This window comes from Rhodococcus sp. T2V (assembly GCF_029269925.1).
In the GTDB taxonomy this organism is placed as follows: Bacteria; Actinomycetota; Actinomycetes; order Mycobacteriales; family Mycobacteriaceae; genus Rhodococcus_F; species Rhodococcus_F koreensis.
Map to the genome: position 1 here is coordinate 18,612 of NZ_JARJBD010000059.1, position 18,505 is coordinate 37,116.

Here is an 18,505-nt window from a genome sequence, read left to right on the forward strand (position 1 = left end):
TAGCTCCTCCTCCCGCGTACTCTCCGAGATCGTCGCCGCGATTGATCCCATCATCGCTCAATCCGACGCCGAACGGACGGGATGTGGAAGTAGGGTGACATTGTGAAGGCGCCCATTGCCGACCTTGCGGACTTCGCCGCGCTCGAACCGTTCTTTCGGATCATCGAGCAAGGTGTGGACGGACTGGTCGAGCCCGGTCACTTCTTCGACCTCCTCGCAGAAGACATCACCGTCGACTACGTGATCACCGTTCCCGGGTACCCCCGGCATGTCGAGGGCCGTTCCGCGGTCGCCGAGCTTTACCGCCCCTACGGCACCACCATCGTTCTCGACCGCTGCTTCGACCTGGCCGTCCACCACGACCCGACCACAGGAATCGTGGTGCTCGAGTACGCGTCCGAGGGCCACGTGGTGGGAACGGGACAGCGATACTCCAACCGGTACATCTCCGTGCTCACACTCCGTGACGGCGAGATCACGCACTGGCGGGACTACCTCGACCCGATCGCTGTGTTCGACGCCGTGGGTTGGCCACCACGTTGACCGTCCACCCGCGAGCGGGGCAACCGATCGTCATCGCGACTGACATCCATCTGCCGAACGCAATGTGTACCAAGCCGAATGCCACGGCGCTCGCAGCGGCCATCCGAGCACCCTCGCCGAAAACCGTTGCATACCTGCGGAACACGAACCCTCGGAAAATCAGCTCCTGGGGATACACACTGAGCAAGGGGTACAACACCATCACGAGCGCCCAGATCAGCGGGTCCTCGCGAGGAAATGCGAACAGTAGCCTGAGACCGAAGAACAGCAGCGCGTACTCGCCTGCGAGACATGCCTTCCGAAACCGCCGGTACGTCACCGGGCCATGAGTTCGGTCTGCACCTCACCGCTCGGCGTCGTCGATGGAGCGACGGTGCGACAGCGCCGGCAGAATCCAGAATCCGAAGAACATCAACAGCGCCACCGCGGCAGCGATGATCCCGGCGGCCATGTCGACCACGAAGCTGAAGATCAGCAGAACCACGCCGACGAGGGCGACACCCAGGACGGCGATGCCGCCGATCGCAAGTCGTTGTCCGGTCGCCACGAGGGTGGGCAAGGCATGCTGACGGAACAGCAGTCGGTGAACGCCGACCGGCGCGACCAACATCATCGTCGCGGTGACCGAGAGTGCGACGGTCACGAGGTAGATCACCTCCTGCGCATCCGACAGTTCCTCGAACCGCTGTTGGAACGGCAGGGTCAGCAAGAAGCCGGTCAAGAGTTGGACACCCGTCTGCACGACGCGCAGTTCCTGCAGCAGGTTGCTCCAATTGCGGTCGAGTCGCTGGATCTCGGTTTCGTCGCGGACCCGGCGGTTCCATGCGGCGTCGCGTCGGCCCTCGGTGCTGTCCATGTCCAGTTGGTACCCGATTTCCGGGCCGATGGAACCCGCAGATAGGCATGTCGATTCCGACATACGCAGGTATACGGCCCCACCTGGGGCGGAAACGCCGGCATGCGCCGGCGGGCACAGTTGAGTCGCGGGCCCGATCCGCGGTCGTAGACTGAAGGCACATCGCGGAGATGATGCCCATGACGACTGTGCCCGAATCCAACTCGATCACCGAACGTGATGGGGTCGGCGTCGATCATGCGATGGATGGACGGCAAACGCTGTCGGTGGCGGAAGGCATCGTGATCGCACTACGCCGTTGCAGCCACACCGATGCCTTCGAAGAATTGCTCAGCGTCGCGCACCGTCATCACCTCAGTGTGCTGACCGTCGCCCATGCTCTGGTAGATCTCGCGATGGACGCCTGTCCCCCTCTGGGATCCCCCGAACGGCACGCTGACGCCACCGCATCACTGGCCGAGTGGGAGTCACGCCTCGCGTATCGGCCAGGGTCCTCTCGGTGATGCCGGACGCCCTCTCGCACGCCCGTTCCGTGCTGCGCGAATCTGCACGATCCGTTCGACCCCGACGCCTATGCTGACCCGCACACGCACGCTCTCGTCGAGGGAGGCCCTGGGATGTTCGTCCTGCTCCGGCACGCCCATGCGATAGGAAAGCAGAACTGGGGCGGGCCCGACGCCGACCGGCCCCTCAGCGCCCTGGGACGTGACCAGGCCACCGGCCTCGTCGACACCCTCGCCGGAGTCGAGCTGCGCATTCTGTACTGCAGCCCGACGACCCGCTGCCTCGACACCCTCGCCCCCTTGGCCGCTGCCCACCGCCTGCCCATCCACGAACATGCGCTGCTCGCCCCGGATGCGGCTCCCGACGCACTGTGTGCCGCGCTGGACACCAGCGAACTCGCCGGCACCCTCTGGTGTACCCACGGCGAAGTCCTCACCGGGCTGGCCGCGTGCACGCGCGATGACGGAACACGCATGTACCCCATCGGGCAGACTGCGAAGGGCGGAGCCTGGCTGCTGAATGCACACGCCCCACTGCGCTATATCGACCCCGTGCCACCGCAGTAGAGCCAGGTCGTGGTTTCGGAACTCAGGCGATGCGCCCAGTGTTCGAGCGGGTCGACTCACGTCGACCACGGGCTCCGGCGGAATGGGAGGATCGTCTCGCGCCGCGTCGTGCGCTCATCGGTTGTCGCTGCCTGACCGGACCCCGCTGGGCTGTGGTGGCGAGCTGCTCGCGGATCAGACGGAGCGTGATCTCGGGCCGCTCGAACTGGGGTACGTGCCCGCAGGCGTGCAGCGTCACCGACCGGGCGGTGGGAACGGCGCTCGTGACGTGCCGGGCGAATCGGGCCGGAACGAGTGTGTCGCGGTCGCCCCACAGGAACAGCGCGGGCACCTCGAGGCCGGCGATCCGGTCCCAGAGGCCTGTCTCCCCGAAGGGCTCGTCGAGATACAGGCCGAGCAGCGCCGACCACAGCGCCCGGCGGCGGGAGGCATGCCGCAACGACAGCTCCCATTCGTCAGCTGCGGCCTCGTACCAGTGCCGCGGCACCACGCCCGGATCCGCCAGCAGGGCCCGCAGCCCGGCACGGGCCCCCGCGTGGAGGAGCCGCGGCGGCACGGCGAGCGGAAGTTGCGCCACATCCAGCGGAAGCAACCGGGCCAGTGAGGTCAGTCGGCGCCGGCGACGGAAAGCCATCGCCGGGCACACCAGCACCAACCCGGTAACGGCATCCGGGTCGCGCAGCGCGAGTTCGAGAGCGACGCGGCCGCCGAGAGAATGTCCGATCAGCGCGGCGCCGCGGGCGTCGACCGCATCGAGGAAGGCCCGTAACCAGCGATGCAACTGTTCGGGGGTGTAACGCCAGGCCGGGGCAGCCGAGGATCCGAACCCAGGAAGATCGGGGCAGATCACCCGATGGTCCGATGCCAGGTCTGCCAGCACCGGCAGCATGGAGGAGTTGTTGGCGCCGAGACCGTGCAGCAGCACCACCGGCCGTTTGTCCGGGTCACCCGCTTCGAGGTATCCCGTGCGCACCCCGTATGCGCTGGTCTCTCGGGCACGTGCCCGTGTCGGCAATTCGACGTCGGGCGCGAAGGTACCGCCGATCGCGAGGACCGTTGTCATGCTGCCGCGGATCTCGAGTGCTCCGGACAGGAACGCGTCGGCCACGCTGATGCGGCCGGCGAGCAGGTCGCCGAGAGTGGCCGCGTCGGTGCGGACGGTGCTTGTCGGGTGCGCAACCCCGCCGCGTCGGTACGTGACGGTGCCTTCGTCGATGCGGACGGTCCATTTGCCGTGGTCGGTGATGTCGAGGTTCATCGTGACCCGCCGGTGGCCGAGCGCGCTGCGGGTGACATCGCGTGGCAGATGCTCGGCGAGACAGATTTCCGGATCACAGCTCACGGGTGAGCGTGCCATGGTCATGACCACTCCTTACCGCTCCGATACCCACCGGTCCAGGTCGGATCGCTGAGGATGCACTCCCTCGTGAGGAGTGCATCGGTGCGTTGCTCCTCGGGAACGATGATTGCCGTTCCGTCCTAGTTTCAACACCGACGAGGCACCGACTAATCCGCCTGATCCCGTATCTCGGTTCCGGGGCCTGCCGGCTGCAGCACCCGCGACATGCGTCCGACCGCGAACACGATTGCCACGACCGCGGTGACTCGACCATCACTGTCGGCCACAGCCCCTCGGTCCTGTTCACCGAAATGCCGGCCACCGCTCCCCCATCGAATCCGGTGTGCCCGCGGGCATCATCCACGAGCTCCTCGACACGACCCAGCGCCGTCAACGACAACACTGACGAACGCAACGGTGACACCGCCGATTTCATCGCGTGAGAATGTCCGCCGCCACCTTCGCAGCGTCACACCCGATCCGGGGCGGCGATCATCCTCGGGCGGGTCCGGGGCCGTCGGGGTACCGGGCGGTCAGACGGGCCAACAACCGACACGCCACCGACACTTCGTTGTCGAGCCCGCCGACCGGCGTCAACCCGCCCTCGTCCCGGACACGGCCGGCAACGTCTGTGCTCAGCAGGTGAACCTGGGGAAACCCCTTCCTCACAGCGGCCGACGGGACGACAATTTCTGGTATGGACGTCACCGAGCGGCAGCACATCGACGTGGTGCGCGCACACCTGATCCAGCGATATCAATACCTCGACCCCGGCCGGGTCGAGAATGCGGTCGAGACCGCCCATCATCGATTCGACAGCTGCCGGATCCGGGACTTCGTACCCCTGCTCGTCGAACGCGCCGCGGTGAAGGCACTCGACACATCCCTGACAATCGCGCCGTCCAGCGCGTACCCGAGAATGCACGAGTCGTCCTAGTCGTCACACTGCCCCGACGGCGAAAACCCGCGCGCATCCCACATTCCGCGAACCTGCGTGCCTGCGTGGAATCAGTGCCGTCCGGTGTCTGTGGTCTCGACGGAAACCACGATCCTCGTAGACGCGGTGTGCTCTGCTGGGACCACACAAGGCCGGGAGGTGGGACGTGCGAGCTGGGATCGGCGGGCTGGCGCCGATGAGCCCGACCGAGGCGATGTTCTTGCTGTTCGAATCCCCGTCGCACCCGATGCACGTGGCCACACTGACCCTGTTCGATCCCCCGAAAGACACCGCATCCGGTGCCCACGCCGCCGACATGGTCGAACGCCTGCACGCGAACACCGAGGCCTCCGAGCTGTTCCGCAAATGGCCCATCCGCCCCCTGCGCGGGTATCCGTGGTGGCGGTCGGAAAGAGTCGTCGATCTCGGCTACCACGTGCGGCACAGCGCCGTTCCCGGCGACGGCACCATGGCCGAGCTGCTGCGGCTGGTCTCGCAGATGCACTCGATCCCGCTCGATCCGCAGCACCCCATGTGGGAGATGCACGTCATCGAGGGCCTGACCGACGGGCGCACCGCCGTGTACACGAAATTTCACCTGTCCTTGACCGACGGCGCCTCCGGGATGCGGCTGCTGCACCGTACGCTCTCGGTCGATCCGGACAGCCGGGACTGCCCAGCGCCTTGGAGGCCGTCCGTCGCGGCCCCTGCTCCACATCAGTCACTGGACCCACGCGGAGTACTGTGGTCCGGCCTGGTCATCACGCGGGAGATGGCCGCCGCCGTCCCTACTCTGGTCCGCGCCGGCTACCACGGCCTGACCGAGGAAACCCTCACGCTGCCCCTGCAGTCCCCGCCGACGATCTTCAACGCCCCAACCGGCCGCGCCCGTAAAGTCGCCGCCCGATCCTGGCCGCTGAAACGGCTGCGCCGGCTCGCCGCCCGCACCGGCGCACCGTTGGACGTAGTGGTGTTGACGATGTGCGCGGGAGCGCTGCGCACGTATCTCCTCGACCAATACGCCCTTCCCGACGCACCTTTGACCGCGATGCTCCCCGTCCCGCTCGACCTCGGCGAGGGCCCCACCATCAGGCCGGGCGGCGACCGTGGGATCGGGGCAATGGTGGTGTCCCTGGCCACCGACGAAGGCGACCCACTCGCCCGCCTGAACCGGATCGCCGACTCCGTAGCGCACACCAGTGGAGTTGTCGCCGCCCTGAGCCGCACCCAATTTCAACTGATCAGTGCCCTGACATTGAGTCCGATCATGCTCGACCCGGTCCGCCGGGTCCTCGACGACATCCCGCCACCGTTCAACGTGATGATCTCCTACACCCCGGGACCGACCCGACCGCGGTATTGGAACGGTGCCCATCTCGACGCCGTCTACCCGATCCCGACCCTCGCGCGTGGCCAGGCGCTGAGCATCACACTGACCAGTCGATCCGGGCAGTTGCACGTCGCGGTGGTCGGCGACCGCACCGCGGTCCCCCACCTGCATCGGATCATCGGCCACCTCGACGCCGCACTGACCGACCTCGACACCGCGGTCGGTGCGGCCTCCCCGTGACGCCGACGGCGCATCACGCGAATGGTCCCCCACACAGGGTCATCGGCGGTGTTCGGACTCCGGTGCGATGGGGTTGCCCTGCCAGCGGGTCGAGTCGGGCACTCGATCCCCGCGCATCACGAATGACGTCGCCGTCGATCCAGTACCCGGACAGATCCGTCTCGGGTTCGATCGAGCAGCCCTCGCCGAGTTTGATCATTCCGGTGACGGGCGGCAGGGTGTGCAGGTCCACCCGCCGCCCGATCTTCGCGCCGAGTGCGCGCGCGAAATACACCATCCAGGTGGCGCCGGACAGGTTCGCCGCCCCACTCGCCTCGATCAGCCGCTCGGCCACCCAGATACGGAGGTGTACGGAACCCCCGCGCCGGTAGGTTCCCGGGGCGATCTTCCGCACAAGCAACCGGGCCGGTAGAGAAACGGTGCAACGAACACCGTGGAAACCGGGGCTGTGCCGGCTACGTGGGTGGGGCGGCGTATTTCTTCGGCAGGCCCAGCGCCTTCAGGACGAGGCGTTGCAAGCTTCGGCGTTCCTTCGCCGACAGGTTGCCGTAGAGCTGATCGGATGCCTTCTCCACCAACTCGTCGCTGCGCTCCCGGACCTGCCGGCCTGCCGACGTCAACGACAGCACGTGCTTGCGCCTGTCCTCGGCGTTCTTGGTGCGGGCCACGAACCCGCGCTTCTCGAGGTCGTCGAGCAGTCGCACCATGTCGCTGCGATCGACGCCCAGTACTTCGGCGACCTGCTTCTGGGACAGCTCACCGGGCTCCTCGAGACAGCAGAGAATCCAGTGCGTACGCAGATTCAGTCCCTCGGCCGCCAGCACACCCTCGAGGTCCTCGCGTCCCACCCGATGCAGCTGCGCCACCACGAACGTGGGGTTTCGCAGCAGGCGCTCCGGGGGCGTCGTGGATGACGACATGAACCCCACCGTAGCAGTAATGGGGATTTGAGATGATGGATAATCCCCACTAATTCCGAACGTGCTCCGCTGGTCGGATCGACCGGCGGATCCTCAATCCCGATAAATCGGCGTAGGCGGGCCGGTGACCGGACCGAGGACGGTCAACCACCGGTCGTGGAGCTTCATCCACGTTCCGTCCACGCGCAGCCGATCGAGGGTGCCGTTCACCAAGCGCACCAGATCGGTGTTGGTCTTGTTGATGCCGATGCCGTACGGCTGCGTTTCCAGCGATGATCCGACGATCTCGAGGGTCGGATCCTGAGCGGCCAGACCCGCGAGGATGGCGTCGTCCGTGCTGACGGCGTCCGCCTGCCGCTGCTGGAGAACCATCAGACAGTCGGCCCAATCCGGAACCGCGACGATCGTGGCCTGCGGCTGGACCCGTCGGATCGTCGCGAGCGAGGTGGTGTCCGTGGCGGCGCACACCCTCCTGCCTGCCAGGTCCGCAGACCCCGCGATCCCCGACCCGTCGGTCACCAGCACACGCTGGTACGCCTCGAGATAGACGGTGGAGAACGCCACCCGCTCGGCGCGCTGACACGTGATCGTCATGGTTTGCGCGACGATGTCCACCTGGTTCTTCTCGAGCGCGTCTAGGCGGCCGCCCGGGGTGAGGAGTCGGAACTCGACCTTCGCCGGGTCGCCGAGGAGATCGCGGGCGACCTCTCGCGCCACGTCCACATCGAATCCCTCGAGGGTATCGGTGGTCGGGTCGCGAAAACTGAACAAGTTGGTGTCCTGATCGACGCCGACGATCAGCCGGTCCCGCGCCACGATGTCGGCAACCAGCCTCCGCGGTGGCACCGCACCCGCCGGAACAGGGGGTCCCGGACGCAGGCTCGCCAACGCCCCGCACGTCGACGGCGGAACAGGCGCCGGAGGGACGAGACCCGACGGCGGGATGATCTGTGTTCCGTTCGGCAGAGACAGTTCCGAATAGTCGCCCGTGACGGCGGGAGCGTCGGGCGCGGGTGACCCACAACCGGCGAGCACCGCGACGGCGGTGACGAGCACGCCGACGAGGCCACGCATGCGAAGTCTTCGGCGCCCGTGTGCATGCTCGACGCGGGGATTCGTCAGCATCCACTCACCTCGCCGGGACATCAGTGGTACTCGTTCAGTCTGGGCCAGATGCCTCCGCCGACCGAGAACCCGGCGAGCACGCCGAGCACGACCGCACCGACGCCCAACAGCGATGTCGAGCGATACGCCTCGGCCGTGGCCTCACGTTCCTCGTTCCTCAATTGGTTGATCGCGGACTGCAACGCCTCGTCGAGCGCGAGAAACCGGGCAGCCGGCGCAGGTGCCCCCGGATCGATCGCCATGGCGGCGGCCGCCGGGTAATCCCCGTTCACGAGTTTCTGCTGCAGCGATTCGTGGGTGCTCCGCCAGCCCTCGAGCGCCGCGGCGGCGTCGGCGATCGTGGCGTCGGCGGCCTCGCCGGGTGAGTTCCGGTGTTGTTCGAGTATCTCGGACAGCACCGTCGAATGCCGCGAGAAGTCGACCTCGGATTGGGGGTCCGAACCGCGTTGCAGCACCCCGAGCATCTCGTCCGCCCGGGCCTGTTGCGCCAGAATCCGGGCCGTAGCGATCGCGCTGAGTGGTTGCGCCCCATCTGTTCTCGCGCGCTCACTCGCCGACGTCGATATCCCGAACGCTGCCACCGACCACGTCAGGAGGCTCGCCATGAGGAGTGTGGCCACGATCAGACCGGGGTTGAACAGCCGCCGGCTCTTGCGGGTCAGGTACACGTGCGCGAGCACGAGCGCGACGAGAGCGGAGGTCGTCACAGCGAACGCGGCCACCGGCAGTCGGGTTGTCCGCATCTGTGTGGCGGCCACCGACTTCCACTGCTCGGTGCAGAGGCGGTGCGCCAGCGGCAGGATGGCGCTCTGCATCATCGACGACGCGTTGCGCAGATACGTGATTCCGATCGGGTTTCCCGAGCGATCATTGGCGCGGGCGGTGGAGACCAGACTGGTGTATTCGGCGAAACGCCGCGACACTTCCGACAGCAGGCCCAGAGCTTCCGTGTCTGCCGGATCGACGCCGTTCGAGGCGATCACCAACGCGTTGGAGGCATCACCGACAGCCTGGTTGTAATCCTCACGTACCGCCACCGGTTCGACCCCGCCGAAGATGAAAGACGTTGTCGCGGCGGCGTCCGCGATCGACAGCGAGCTGTAGAGGCTCTGTGCCGCGTCGGCGAGAGGCTCCGAGTGGGTCCGCAAGGCGGTGATTTCCTGTTGACGCGCCCCGTTGATCGACGACGTGACCGTTCCTGCAGCGAGGGCGGCGGCGACGAGGACCAGGGCGATCACCGACAGGCGCCCGGGGGTCGATGCGACGAAGCCCCGCCAGGAGGGCCGGCGCCGTTCGGGCTCGATGAGCAGCGACTCGTCCAGCGCGTGCGGGTCGTCGGCTACGGTGTCTCCACGCAGGAACACCAGTCCTCCTCGCTGGTCAGCGCTCGGTCAGTGCGACTCGTCGATCGCCGCCTCGTCCGGGATGGCCCAGCCACCGGCCACGAGGTGGGCGTGAACCCGGTCGACATCGGCGTCGAGCGGCTTCTCGTCGGTGACCTCGGCAATCATCACCTGGATGTCCGGCTTGCCGATCGGGAGATCGCCCTGCTCGACCAGAGTTGCGGTGATCTCGCGGACCTCCTCGTCGGACAGCCGCCGGCGAAGCAGGGCTATGAGGGGGATGTAGTCCGTCTCGGGCACACCCAGTGGATAGCCGGCGCGCAGCCATTCGATGACGTTGGTCAACAGGGGCGGCAGTGCCTTCACAAGAGGAGGTTTCTCCTCGATCGGCGCAGCCAGCGGCCAGCCTCCCGCGGCGAGGCGAGATGCCACCCGCTTGACGTCGTCGTCGCCGGGATGCTCATGGGCCAGGCGGGCGATGGCCTCTTCGATCTCGGCGCGGTCGATCTTGCCGTCCTCGAGGGCATGCCCGTCCGGGGCCGACAACTCGTCGACGATCTCACTCACCTCGGTCTCGGTGAGCCTGCGGTGCAGGACGGCGAACAGCGCGACGTAGTCCTCGCGGGGCACCCCGTGTGGGTAGCCCTCGCGCACCCAGCGCAGGACCTTCGCCGGAACTGAAGTGATCGGTTGTCGTGGCACTGCACGCGTCCTTTCCGGGTTCAGAAAATGGTGATCCCGAAATCGTGGGCGAGGAAGTCCTTCATGATGAAAAGTATTCCGGCGACGATCGCGACAAGGACCACCGCGAAGCACGCCAGACCGGCGATCAGAGCGGCCGGTGTCCGTGTGGCACCGTTTCCGTCCGCGGATGTCGTGACCCCCAGTGACAGGAACCGGATGCCGAGCGCGAAGATGGCGGGCAGTCCGGCGCCGAAGAGCAGGCCGATGAGAACGACCTGCCAGAGCGAGTCCACGGTGTCCATGCACAGATTCACCTTGCCTGCCTCTCAGACCTGCGCCGAATGCGAGCTGGGCGTCTTCTCGGACGGCGGGGTCAGACCGCCGTCCCACTCCTCGTTGACGTTCGAGGTGTCGATCGGGTTCCGCCGCGAGCGCAGATACAGGGCGCCTGCGGCCGCCAGGAGCAGCGCGAACACCACGAGAACACCTGGCAGCCCACCGATGGCATCGGCGATCACCCAGCACACCGCTCCGACCACAGCGGCGGAGGGAAGGGTGAACAGCCACGCGACCGCCATGCGTCCGGCGACGCCCCACCGGACCTCCGCGCCGGACTTGCCGATTCCCGTTCCGAGGATGGATCCGGTCGCCGTCTGCGTGGTCGACAGCGGCAGGCCGAAGTGACTGGAGGTGAGGATGATGGCGGCCGAGGAGGACTCGGCGGCCATGCCCTGGGGCGACGTGATCTCGACGAGACCTTTGCCGAGCGTCCGGATGATCCGCCAACCGCCGAGGTAGGTTCCCAGCGCGATCGCGAGGGCGCAGGAGAATTTCACCCAGAACGGCATCGCGGTGTCGGCGGTGATGCTGCCGTGCGCCACCAGCGCCAGAAAGATGATGCCCATGGTCTTCTGGGCGTCGTTGGTGCCGTGGGCGAGTGAGACCAGCGACGCCGACCCGATCTGCCCCCAGCGGAATCCTTCCTCCTTGGCATTTTCCTCGACACCGGCGGTGATGCGGTAGATCAGCCAGGTGCCGATGGCAGCGACCAGAGCTGCGACGACGGGTGCGAGGACGGCGGGGATGACGATCTTGCTCATCACGCCCGACCACTCGACACCGCTCATCCCCAGGGCCGCGATGGTCGCGCCGATCAGCCCGCCGAAGAGGGCGTGCGACGAACTCGACGGAATGCCGAGCAGCCAGGTCACGAGGTTCCACAAAATGCCGCCGACGAGGCCCGCGAACACGATGATCAGCAACGCCTGCCCGCCGGTGTCGGTGAGGTTGACGATTCCCTTGGCAACGGTCGCCGCCACCTCGACCGACAGGAACGCGCCGACCAGGTTGAGAATCGCGGACAGTGTCACCGCGACACGGGGTTTGAGCGCCCCGGTTGCGATCGAGGTGGCCATGGCGTTGGCGGTGTCGTGGAAGCCGTTGGTGAAATCGAAACCGAGGGCCGTGACGACGACGATGAGAAGAACGAGAAATTCTGCGTTCACTGTTCCAGTCTCGTCGGGGCGTACCCGGCACACCAGACTCCCCCTGCGTGTTCATGGTGTGTTCAACTCCGGGTAATCGCAATGAGACCGACACGCGGGCGCACTTCTCGATCTGTTCGGCGGGGACGGCTTCGCGATTCCTATCGTGTGAATGATGCTGTCGATCTGCTGCTCGACAGGCGTCTCCGCAACGCTTCAGCGAAATCGCCACATTTGCAGGAACTCTCGGTCGCTGCGGTGCGCGAGGGAAGCGCTCCCGAGACCCTGTCGCCACCAGTACATTCCATCAGGACAGACCGTCAGTCGATTCGTCCCGCATAGAGTGACGACCATGATCGACACCTGGGATGCCGACGCTCCCGGAATACTCCGCCTGCCGTCCGGGCGCCTCGTCCGCGGCCGGGGGTTGCGACGACCGCTCCCCGACGGCCCCCTGCCCGATTTCGCCGTGTACCTGCTGGGGCGCACACCGCCGCCGGTGCAGTGGGACTCACGGTGGGTCCGGTGGCCCGATTTCGCGCTGCCCCGGGACCGCCGCGACACTGTGGATGCGCTGGGCGAGGTGTGGCGCCGCGCCGCGTCCGAGCGAGTGGAGGTGGCATGCGGGGGCGGCCGCGGCAGGACGGGCACCGCCCTCGCCTGCATCGCCGTCCTCGACGGGGTGCCTGCGCAGGATGCCGTCGCGTTCGTCCGGCAGCACTATCACCGGCACGCGGTCGAGACACCGTGGCAGCGGCGGTATGTCGGACGGTTCACCACCGCATCCTGACACGACCCACCGGCACGACCGAGAACGCCGACGGCCCCGCACGAGATTCGTGCGGGGCCGCCGGCGTGGTGACCGGGAGAAGACTACTTCTCGGCAGCCGCCTCTTCGCTCTGCTCGGCCGGAGCCGCAGCGCCGTCTTCCTCGACGGGGATCAGCGAGATCTTGCCGCGGTTGTCGATGTCGGCGATCTCGACGCGCAACTTCGAGCCGACACTCACGACGTCTTCGACCTTGGCGATGCGCTTGCCGCTGCCCAGCTTCGAGATGTGCACCAGTCCGTCGCGGCCGGGGAGGAGCGACACGAACGCACCGAAGGCGGTGGTCTTGACGACCGTGCCCAGGAAGCGCTCGCCGACCTTCGGCAGCTGCGGGTTGGCAATGGCGTTGATCAGGTCGATCGCGGCCTGCGCGGACGGGCCGTCCGTCGCACCGACGAACACGGTGCCGTCATCTTCGATGGAGATGTTGGCGCCGGTCTGCTCGGTGATGGAGTTGATCATCTTGCCCTTGGGGCCGATGACCTCACCGATCTTGTCGACGGGGACCTTGATCGCCGTGACGCGCGGGGCGAACGGGCTCATCTCGTCCGGGGTATCGATGGCCTCGGCCATGACCTCGAGGATCGTCGCCCGCGCGTCCTTGGCCTGCGCCAGCGCGCCGGCGAGGACCTTGGACGGGATGCCGTCGAGCTTCGTGTCCAGCTGCAGCGCCGTGACGAAGTCCTTCGTGCCCGCGACCTTGAAGTCCATGTCGCCGAACGCATCCTCGGCACCGAGGATGTCGGTGAGCGCGACGTAACGGGTCTCACCGTCGACCTGGTCGGAGACGAGGCCCATGGCGATACCGGCGACCGGAGCCTTCAACGGCACACCGGCGTTGAGCAGTGCGAGCGTCGACGCGCACACGGAGCCCATCGAGGTGGAGCCGTTGGAGCTGAGGGCCTCCGACACCTGACGGATGGCGTACGGGAATTCCTCGACGCTGGGCAGCACGGGCATGAGTGCCCGCTCCGCCAGCGCGCCGTGACCGATCTCGCGGCGCTTCGGCGAACCGACGCGTCCCGTCTCACCGGTGGAGTACGGCGGGAAGTTGTAGTGGTGCATGTACCGCTTGGTCGTCTCGGGTCCGAGCGAATCGACCTGCTGCGCCATCTTCACCATGTCGAGGGTGGTGACACCCAGGATCTGGGTCTCGCCGCGCTCGAACAGAGCGGAGCCGTGGGCACGCGGAACGATGGCGACCTCGGCCGACAGCGAACGGATGTCCGTGATGCCGCGGCCGTCGATGCGGAACTGGTCGCGCAGGATGCGCTGACGGACCAGCTTCTTCGTCAGCGAGCGGAATGCCGCGCCGAGTTCCTTCTCGCGTCCCTCGAAGTTCGGGGCGACCTGCTCGAGGACCTCCACCTTGACCTCGTCGGTCTTGTCGTCGCGCTCCTGCTTGCCTGCGATGGTCAGTGCCGCGCTGAGCTTCTCCGCTGCGGCGGCCTCGACGGCGGCGAACACGTCGTCCTGGTACGCCGGGAAGACGGGGAAGTCACCGGTGGGCTTTGCCGCCTTGACCGCGAGCTGCTGCTGCGCGGTGCACAGGCGCGCGATGAACGGCTTGGCGGCTTCGAGGCCCTCGGCCACGATCGTCTCGGTGGGAGCCTGTGCGCCACCGTCGATCAGGGAGATCACGTTGTCGGTGGCCTCGGCCTCGACCATCATGATCGCGACGTCGGCGTCGTCACCGCTGCCGGAGACGATGCGACCGGCGACGACCATGTCGAAGACGGCGTTCTCGAGCTGCTCGACGGTGGGGAATGCGACCCACTGACCGGCCTTGTTCTCGTCCGACGTGATGAGCGCGACACGCACACCACCGACGGGGCCGGAGAACGGCAGTCCGGCGATCTGGGTGGAGGCGGACGCGGCGTTGATCGCGACCACGTCGTACAGGTCCTGCGGGTTCAGGCTCATCACCGTGACCACGACCTGGATCTCGTTGCGCAGACCGTCGACGAACGACGGACGCAGCGGCCGGTCGATCAGGCGGCAGGTCAGGATCGCGTCCGTGGAGGGGCGGCCCTCACGACGGAAGAACGAGCCGGGGATGCGGCCCGCGGCGTACATGCGCTCCTCGACGTCCACCGTGAGGGGGAAGAAGTCGAAGTGCTCCTTGGGGTGCTTGCTGGCGCTCGTCGCGGACAGCAGCATCGTCTCGTCGTCCAGGTAGGCGACGACGGCGCCGGCGGCCTGCTGCGCGAGTCGACCGGTCTCGAAACGAATGGTGCGGGTTCCGAAGGACCCGTTGTCGATCACGGCGGTGGATTCGAACACGCCCTCATCGACCTCTACTGCGGAATTCTCTGTCATCTCTTCTTTTCACTTCCCTCTCGTCTTCGCCGTACCCGCGGGGGCGTTCTCACCCTCCTGGCGAGAACTGCGCACCTGAGGGACATCCCCCTCTCGAGTTCTCGGGATGTCACTGTGCGGAGGCGGCCGTCGATCGAAGTCCGCCGGACCGTGTCCGGAAGACCACTACCGAAGACCGACACCACATTCTCGGGTGCATACGGTAGTGCTGCCCTCGGCAGCTAACACCGATAGCCAGCGAGGCCCAGTCTAAGCAAGGCCCCGCCGGCTACCGGAGTGATTTGCGATCGAAATGATCGCGATGTTGCGAAACTCAGCGACGCAGGCCGAGACGCTCGATCAGCGAGCGGTAACGCTCGATGTCGACCTTCTGGACGTACTTGAGCAGACGACGACGGCGTCCGACCAGCAGCAGGAGGCCGCGGCGGGAGTGGTGGTCGTGCTTGTGCATCTTGAGGTGTTCGGTGAGGTCGACGATGCGCTTGGTGAGCATGGCCACCTGCGCCTCCGGCGAACCGGTGTCGGTCTCGTGCAGGCCGTACTCGCTCAGAACCTGCTTCTTCTCTTCGGTGGTCAATGCCACTGGTTCACTCCTGGTGATGACGTTCGCGTGCAAGGATCGAAACTCGGCGCGGCCGCCGCGAACCGCAGCGCACGCCAGCGGTCTACTTTACCAGCTGAAATACGGGTGCTTTACCGCACGTCCTCCGATGCCGCGAGGATCGCGCGTGCACGCTCGGCGTCTTTGCCCATCGCGACGATCAGGTCGTCGACGGAATCGAACTTCTCCATCCCGCGGAGTCGCTCGACGAGGTCGACGGCCACGTGCTGGCCGTACAGGTCGGCTTCCCGGTCGAGGACGAAGGCCTCCACGGTGCGCGTCCGCCCGGAGAACGTCGGATTGGTACCCACCGACACGGCAGCCATGTACCGCTCACCGGACGTGACGGTGCCCAGGTCGACTCCGTGCCCGAGCACGGTGAACCAGGCGGCGTACACGCCGTCCGCGGGAATCGCGGCGTACATCGGCGGCGCGACGTTCGCGGTCGGGTAGCCGAGCTGGCGTCCGCGACCGTCGCCGTGGACGACGACGCCCTCGACACGGTGCGGGCGGCCGAGGGCCTCCGTCGCGGCGGCCATGTCGCCGGCGTCCACACAGGAGCGGATGTAGGTGGACGAGAACGTGACCGCATGCTCTGCGAGCAACGTCACACCGTCGACCGCGAAACCGAACCGATCGCCGATCTGCCGCAGCAGGTCGACGTTGCCCGCGGCCTTCTTGCCGAACGTGAAGTTCTCACCGACGACGACGTCCGCCACGTGCAGGCGCTCCACGAGGATCTCGTGGGCGTACCGCTCCGGCGTCAGCTTCATGAATTCGGCGGTGAACGGCATGACGCAGAACACGTCGATGCCCAGCTCCTCCGCGAGCTCCGCCCTGCGGGCCAGCGTCGTCAGCTGGGCGGGATGACTGCCCGGACGAACCACTTCCATCGGATGAGGATCGAAAGTCATGAGCACGCTGGGTATTCCACGCGTGCGGGCAGCCGCCACCGCTCGACTGATCAATTGGGCGTGACCTCGGTGCACGCCATCGAATACGCCGATCGTGAGAACACAACGACCCCAATCGGCAGGAACCTCGTCGAGACCACGCCATCTCAGCACGAGTGGCAGCCTACGGTGCCGCGCGCCGATGTTCATCTTCGGACCGGCTGTCCGGCGGTCCGGCGTGGCGGGGAAACGTCACGACCTCGCGGTTCGCGGTCGACGGTGACGTCCCCCGGGGACGGATCAGGTGTGTCGATGTGTCTCGCCGGTAAGACTTGCCTAAGCTCGTTGGCGTGGCCGTGAACAAGAATGACCAGAGCGTGACCGAGGACTCGACCTCCGAGACCGGGGCGCTCTCGGCAGTGGCGCAGGACTACCTGAAGGTCATCTGGACCGTTCAGGAGTGGTCGCAGGAGCGGGTCTCCACGAAACTGCTCTCCGAGAAGATCGGGGTGTCCGCGTCCACCGTCTCGGAGGCCATCCGGAAACTGTCCGATCAGGGTCTCGTCGACCACGCTCGCTACGGGTCGATCGCCCTGACCGAGGCGGGGCGCGTGGCGGCCGTCGGAATGGTCCGCAGGCACCGCCTCATCGAGACGTACCTGGTGCACGAACTCGGCTACGGCTGGGACGAGGTGCACGACGAGGCGGAGGTGCTCGAGCACGCCGTCTCGGACCTGATGATCTCCCGGATGGACGCCAAGCTCGGCCATCCCGAACGCGATCCGCACGGCGATCCGATTCCCGCGGTCGACGGGTCGGTGCCCACTCCCCCGGCGCGTCAGCTCAGCGACTTCGTCAACGGCGAGAGCGGCCGCATCGCCCGCATCTCGGACTCCGACCCGGCCATGCTGCGATACTTCGACTCGGTGGGTGTGGCACTGGACGTGACGGTGACGGTGCTGGAGCGACGCGACTACGCCGGCACCGTGTCGGTCCGGATCGGCGTCCAGGAGGACACCGTCGAGCTCGGAAACCCCGCAGCCCAGGCCATCTGGCTGGTGTGAGCCGCTATCTCAGGGTCGCGGGACGGACCACCATCACCGAACTCGCCCGCTTTCCCCGCTCCTGGAGCAGCGCGATGGTGTGCCCACTCGGATCGATCGCGGCGTAGACGCCCTTGATTCCGATCGGCTCGAGCCAGCGGCCCTGACTGATCGCTTCGGCCTCGTCGGCGTCGATCTGCCGGTGCGGGAACGCAGTCTGCGCGGCGGCGTCGATGTCGAGACTGACGCCCGGCTCCTCGGCCAGCCGTTCCAGCGTGCGCGCGTGCTCGAGGGTGAACGGTCCCACCCGGGTCCGCCGCAGCGACGTGAGATGCCCGCCGACACCGATCAACGCGATCCCCAGATCACGTGCGAGCGCCCGCACATAGGTTCCGGACGAACATTCCACCTCGACGTCGAGGTCGACGAACGTGCCCTCGGTGCGCCTCTCGATCACCTCGAACCGGGACACCGTGACCGACCGGGGCGCGAGTTCGAACTCCTCACCCGCGCGGATCAGCGCGTGCGCCCGCCTGCCGTCCACCTTGATGGCGCTGACGCTCGACGGGATCTGCTGGATGTCCCCGGTGAGGGTGCGCACCTGCGCCGCGATCTCCTCGTCCCTCACGCCGGACGCATCGGCCGACGCGACGACGTCACCCTCGGCGTCGTCGGTGGTGGTGGCCTGCCCCAACCGGATCGTGGCCGTGTACGCCTTGGTGGTCAGCGCGAGGAGCCCCAGCAGCTTCGTCGCCCGCTCCACACCGAGCACCAGCACCCCGGTGGCCATCGGGTCCAGAGTGCCCGCGTGGCCGACCTTCCGGGTGCCGAGCAGCTTGCGGCACCGGGCCACCACGTCGTGGCTGGTGACGCCCGCGTCCTTGTCGACGATGAGCAGTCCGGCGCCGACGAGACCGGAAGAGGGCTTTTCACGTGCAGACACGAGGCCC

The 18,505-nt window shown here is 67.0% G+C and carries 20 protein-coding genes and 2 pseudogenes; 7 read left to right on the forward strand and 15 right to left on the reverse strand.

Features of this window, described 5'->3' with window-relative positions:
* Window positions 1-102: 102 nt before the first annotated feature.
* On the forward strand, window positions 103-543 hold the full coding sequence (locus tag P3H15_RS35400) for a nuclear transport factor 2 family protein (protein ID WP_276141522.1): 441 nt from the start codon (window positions 103-105) through the stop codon (window positions 541-543).
* On the opposite strand, the gene P3H15_RS35405 is transcribed toward P3H15_RS35400, so the two are convergent.
* Both P3H15_RS35405 and P3H15_RS35410 read right to left on the reverse strand, forming a co-directional pair.
* Window positions 476-745 carry a CPBP family glutamic-type intramembrane protease gene (locus P3H15_RS35405; protein ID WP_276141554.1) on the reverse strand — a complete coding sequence of 90 codons (270 nt, stop codon included), beginning with the start codon at window positions 743-745 and terminating at the stop codon, window positions 476-478. The genes P3H15_RS35400 and P3H15_RS35405 overlap by 68 nt on opposite strands.
* 141 nt (window positions 746-886) lie before the next feature.
* Entirely contained in the window at window positions 887-1,399 is a 513-nt protein-coding gene (locus P3H15_RS35410; RefSeq protein WP_276141523.1) for a DUF6328 family protein, read from the reverse strand.
* A 179-nt stretch (window positions 1,400-1,578) separates the two neighbouring features.
* Here P3H15_RS35410 and P3H15_RS35415 point away from each other — a divergent pair, with 179 nt between their 5' ends.
* Together P3H15_RS35415 and P3H15_RS35420 are read left to right on the forward strand one after the other, a co-directional pair.
* Entirely contained in the window at window positions 1,579-1,902 is a 324-nt protein-coding gene (locus P3H15_RS35415; protein ID WP_276141524.1) for an ANTAR domain-containing protein, read from the forward strand.
* A 114-nt stretch (window positions 1,903-2,016) separates the two neighbouring features.
* Window positions 2,017-2,469 (forward strand): histidine phosphatase family protein, encoded by a 453-nt coding sequence (locus tag P3H15_RS35420; protein WP_276141525.1) that lies wholly within the window; start codon window positions 2,017-2,019, stop codon window positions 2,467-2,469.
* A gap of 22 nt (window positions 2,470-2,491) precedes the next feature.
* On the opposite strand, the gene P3H15_RS35425 is transcribed toward P3H15_RS35420, so the two are convergent.
* Window positions 2,492-3,832 (reverse strand): alpha/beta fold hydrolase, encoded by a 1,341-nt coding sequence (locus P3H15_RS35425; protein ID WP_276141526.1) that lies wholly within the window; start codon window positions 3,830-3,832, stop codon window positions 2,492-2,494.
* A gap of 673 nt (window positions 3,833-4,505) precedes the next feature.
* On the opposite strand from P3H15_RS35425, the gene P3H15_RS35430 reads away from it, so the two are divergent.
* Both P3H15_RS35430 and P3H15_RS35435 read left to right on the forward strand, forming a co-directional pair.
* Complete coding sequence (locus P3H15_RS35430) at window positions 4,506-4,745, forward strand: three-helix bundle dimerization domain-containing protein (protein WP_276141527.1); 240 nt, start codon at window positions 4,506-4,508, stop codon at window positions 4,743-4,745.
* Window positions 4,746-4,941: 196 nt separating this feature from the next.
* On the forward strand, window positions 4,942-6,315 hold the full coding sequence (locus tag P3H15_RS35435; RefSeq protein WP_276141555.1) for a wax ester/triacylglycerol synthase family O-acyltransferase: 1,374 nt from the start codon (window positions 4,942-4,944) through the stop codon (window positions 6,313-6,315).
* Window positions 6,316-6,436: 121 nt separating this feature from the next.
* Here P3H15_RS35435 and P3H15_RS35440 read toward each other — a convergent pair.
* From P3H15_RS35440 to P3H15_RS35475, 8 genes and pseudogenes are all read right to left on the reverse strand, one after another.
* A pseudogene (locus P3H15_RS35440) lies at window positions 6,437-6,721 on the reverse strand (hypothetical protein); the annotation flags it as partial.
* Window positions 6,722-6,770: 49 nt separating this feature from the next.
* On the reverse strand, window positions 6,771-7,235 hold the full coding sequence (locus P3H15_RS35445; RefSeq protein ID WP_276141528.1) for a MarR family winged helix-turn-helix transcriptional regulator: 465 nt from the start codon (window positions 7,233-7,235) through the stop codon (window positions 6,771-6,773).
* Between the two features lie 93 nt (window positions 7,236-7,328).
* Window positions 7,329-8,309 carry a glutamate ABC transporter substrate-binding protein gene (locus P3H15_RS35450; protein ID WP_276141556.1) on the reverse strand — a complete coding sequence of 327 codons (981 nt, stop codon included), beginning with the start codon at window positions 8,307-8,309 and terminating at the stop codon, window positions 7,329-7,331.
* A 71-nt stretch (window positions 8,310-8,380) separates the two neighbouring features.
* The gene (locus tag P3H15_RS35455; protein WP_276141529.1) at window positions 8,381-9,724 is read right to left on the reverse strand and encodes a hypothetical protein; all 1,344 of its coding nucleotides are present in this window, start codon (window positions 9,722-9,724) and stop codon (window positions 8,381-8,383) included.
* A 27-nt stretch (window positions 9,725-9,751) separates the two neighbouring features.
* A complete protein-coding gene (locus P3H15_RS35460) occupies window positions 9,752-10,069 on the reverse strand; it encodes a DUF3349 domain-containing protein (RefSeq protein WP_276141558.1) in 318 nt (105 codons plus the stop codon).
* Between the two features lie 39 nt (window positions 10,070-10,108).
* Window positions 10,109-10,519, reverse strand: a pseudogene (locus P3H15_RS35465) (DUF3349 domain-containing protein); the annotation flags it as partial.
* Complete coding sequence (locus P3H15_RS35470; protein WP_276141530.1) at window positions 10,426-10,689, reverse strand: hypothetical protein; 264 nt, start codon at window positions 10,687-10,689, stop codon at window positions 10,426-10,428. The gene P3H15_RS35470 and the pseudogene P3H15_RS35465, both read right to left, overlap by 94 nt.
* A gap of 24 nt (window positions 10,690-10,713) precedes the next feature.
* Entirely contained in the window at window positions 10,714-11,892 is a 1,179-nt protein-coding gene (locus tag P3H15_RS35475) for an inorganic phosphate transporter (protein ID WP_276141531.1), read from the reverse strand.
* Window positions 11,893-12,223: 331 nt separating this feature from the next.
* Between P3H15_RS35475 and P3H15_RS35480 the strand changes: the two genes are divergently transcribed.
* Window positions 12,224-12,661: a protein-tyrosine phosphatase family protein gene (locus P3H15_RS35480; RefSeq protein WP_276141532.1), complete on the forward strand. Its 438-nt coding sequence runs from the start codon at window positions 12,224-12,226 to the stop codon at window positions 12,659-12,661.
* Between the two features lie 83 nt (window positions 12,662-12,744).
* Here P3H15_RS35480 and P3H15_RS35485 read toward each other — a convergent pair whose 3' ends face one another.
* The 3 genes from P3H15_RS35485 to P3H15_RS35495 form a co-directional block, all read right to left on the reverse strand.
* Window positions 12,745-15,018: a polyribonucleotide nucleotidyltransferase gene (locus P3H15_RS35485; protein ID WP_276141533.1), complete on the reverse strand. Its 2,274-nt coding sequence runs from the start codon at window positions 15,016-15,018 to the stop codon at window positions 12,745-12,747.
* A gap of 313 nt (window positions 15,019-15,331) precedes the next feature.
* A complete protein-coding gene (gene rpsO, locus P3H15_RS35490) occupies window positions 15,332-15,601 on the reverse strand; it encodes a 30S ribosomal protein S15 (RefSeq protein ID WP_005240682.1) in 270 nt (89 codons plus the stop codon).
* A 110-nt stretch (window positions 15,602-15,711) separates the two neighbouring features.
* A complete protein-coding gene (locus P3H15_RS35495) occupies window positions 15,712-16,686 on the reverse strand; it encodes a bifunctional riboflavin kinase/FAD synthetase (protein ID WP_025432373.1) in 975 nt (324 codons plus the stop codon).
* 176 nt (window positions 16,687-16,862) lie between these two features.
* Here P3H15_RS35495 and P3H15_RS35500 point away from each other — a divergent pair, with 176 nt between their 5' ends.
* Window positions 16,863-17,576 carry a metal-dependent transcriptional regulator gene (locus P3H15_RS35500; protein WP_143051390.1) on the forward strand — a complete coding sequence of 238 codons (714 nt, stop codon included), beginning with the start codon at window positions 16,863-16,865 and terminating at the stop codon, window positions 17,574-17,576.
* 4 nt (window positions 17,577-17,580) lie between these two features.
* Here P3H15_RS35500 and truB read toward each other — a convergent pair whose 3' ends face one another.
* The gene (truB, locus tag P3H15_RS35505; RefSeq protein ID WP_276141534.1) at window positions 17,581-18,498 is read right to left on the reverse strand and encodes a tRNA pseudouridine(55) synthase TruB; all 918 of its coding nucleotides are present in this window, start codon (window positions 18,496-18,498) and stop codon (window positions 17,581-17,583) included.
* Between the last annotated feature and the right edge of the window lie 7 nt (window positions 18,499-18,505).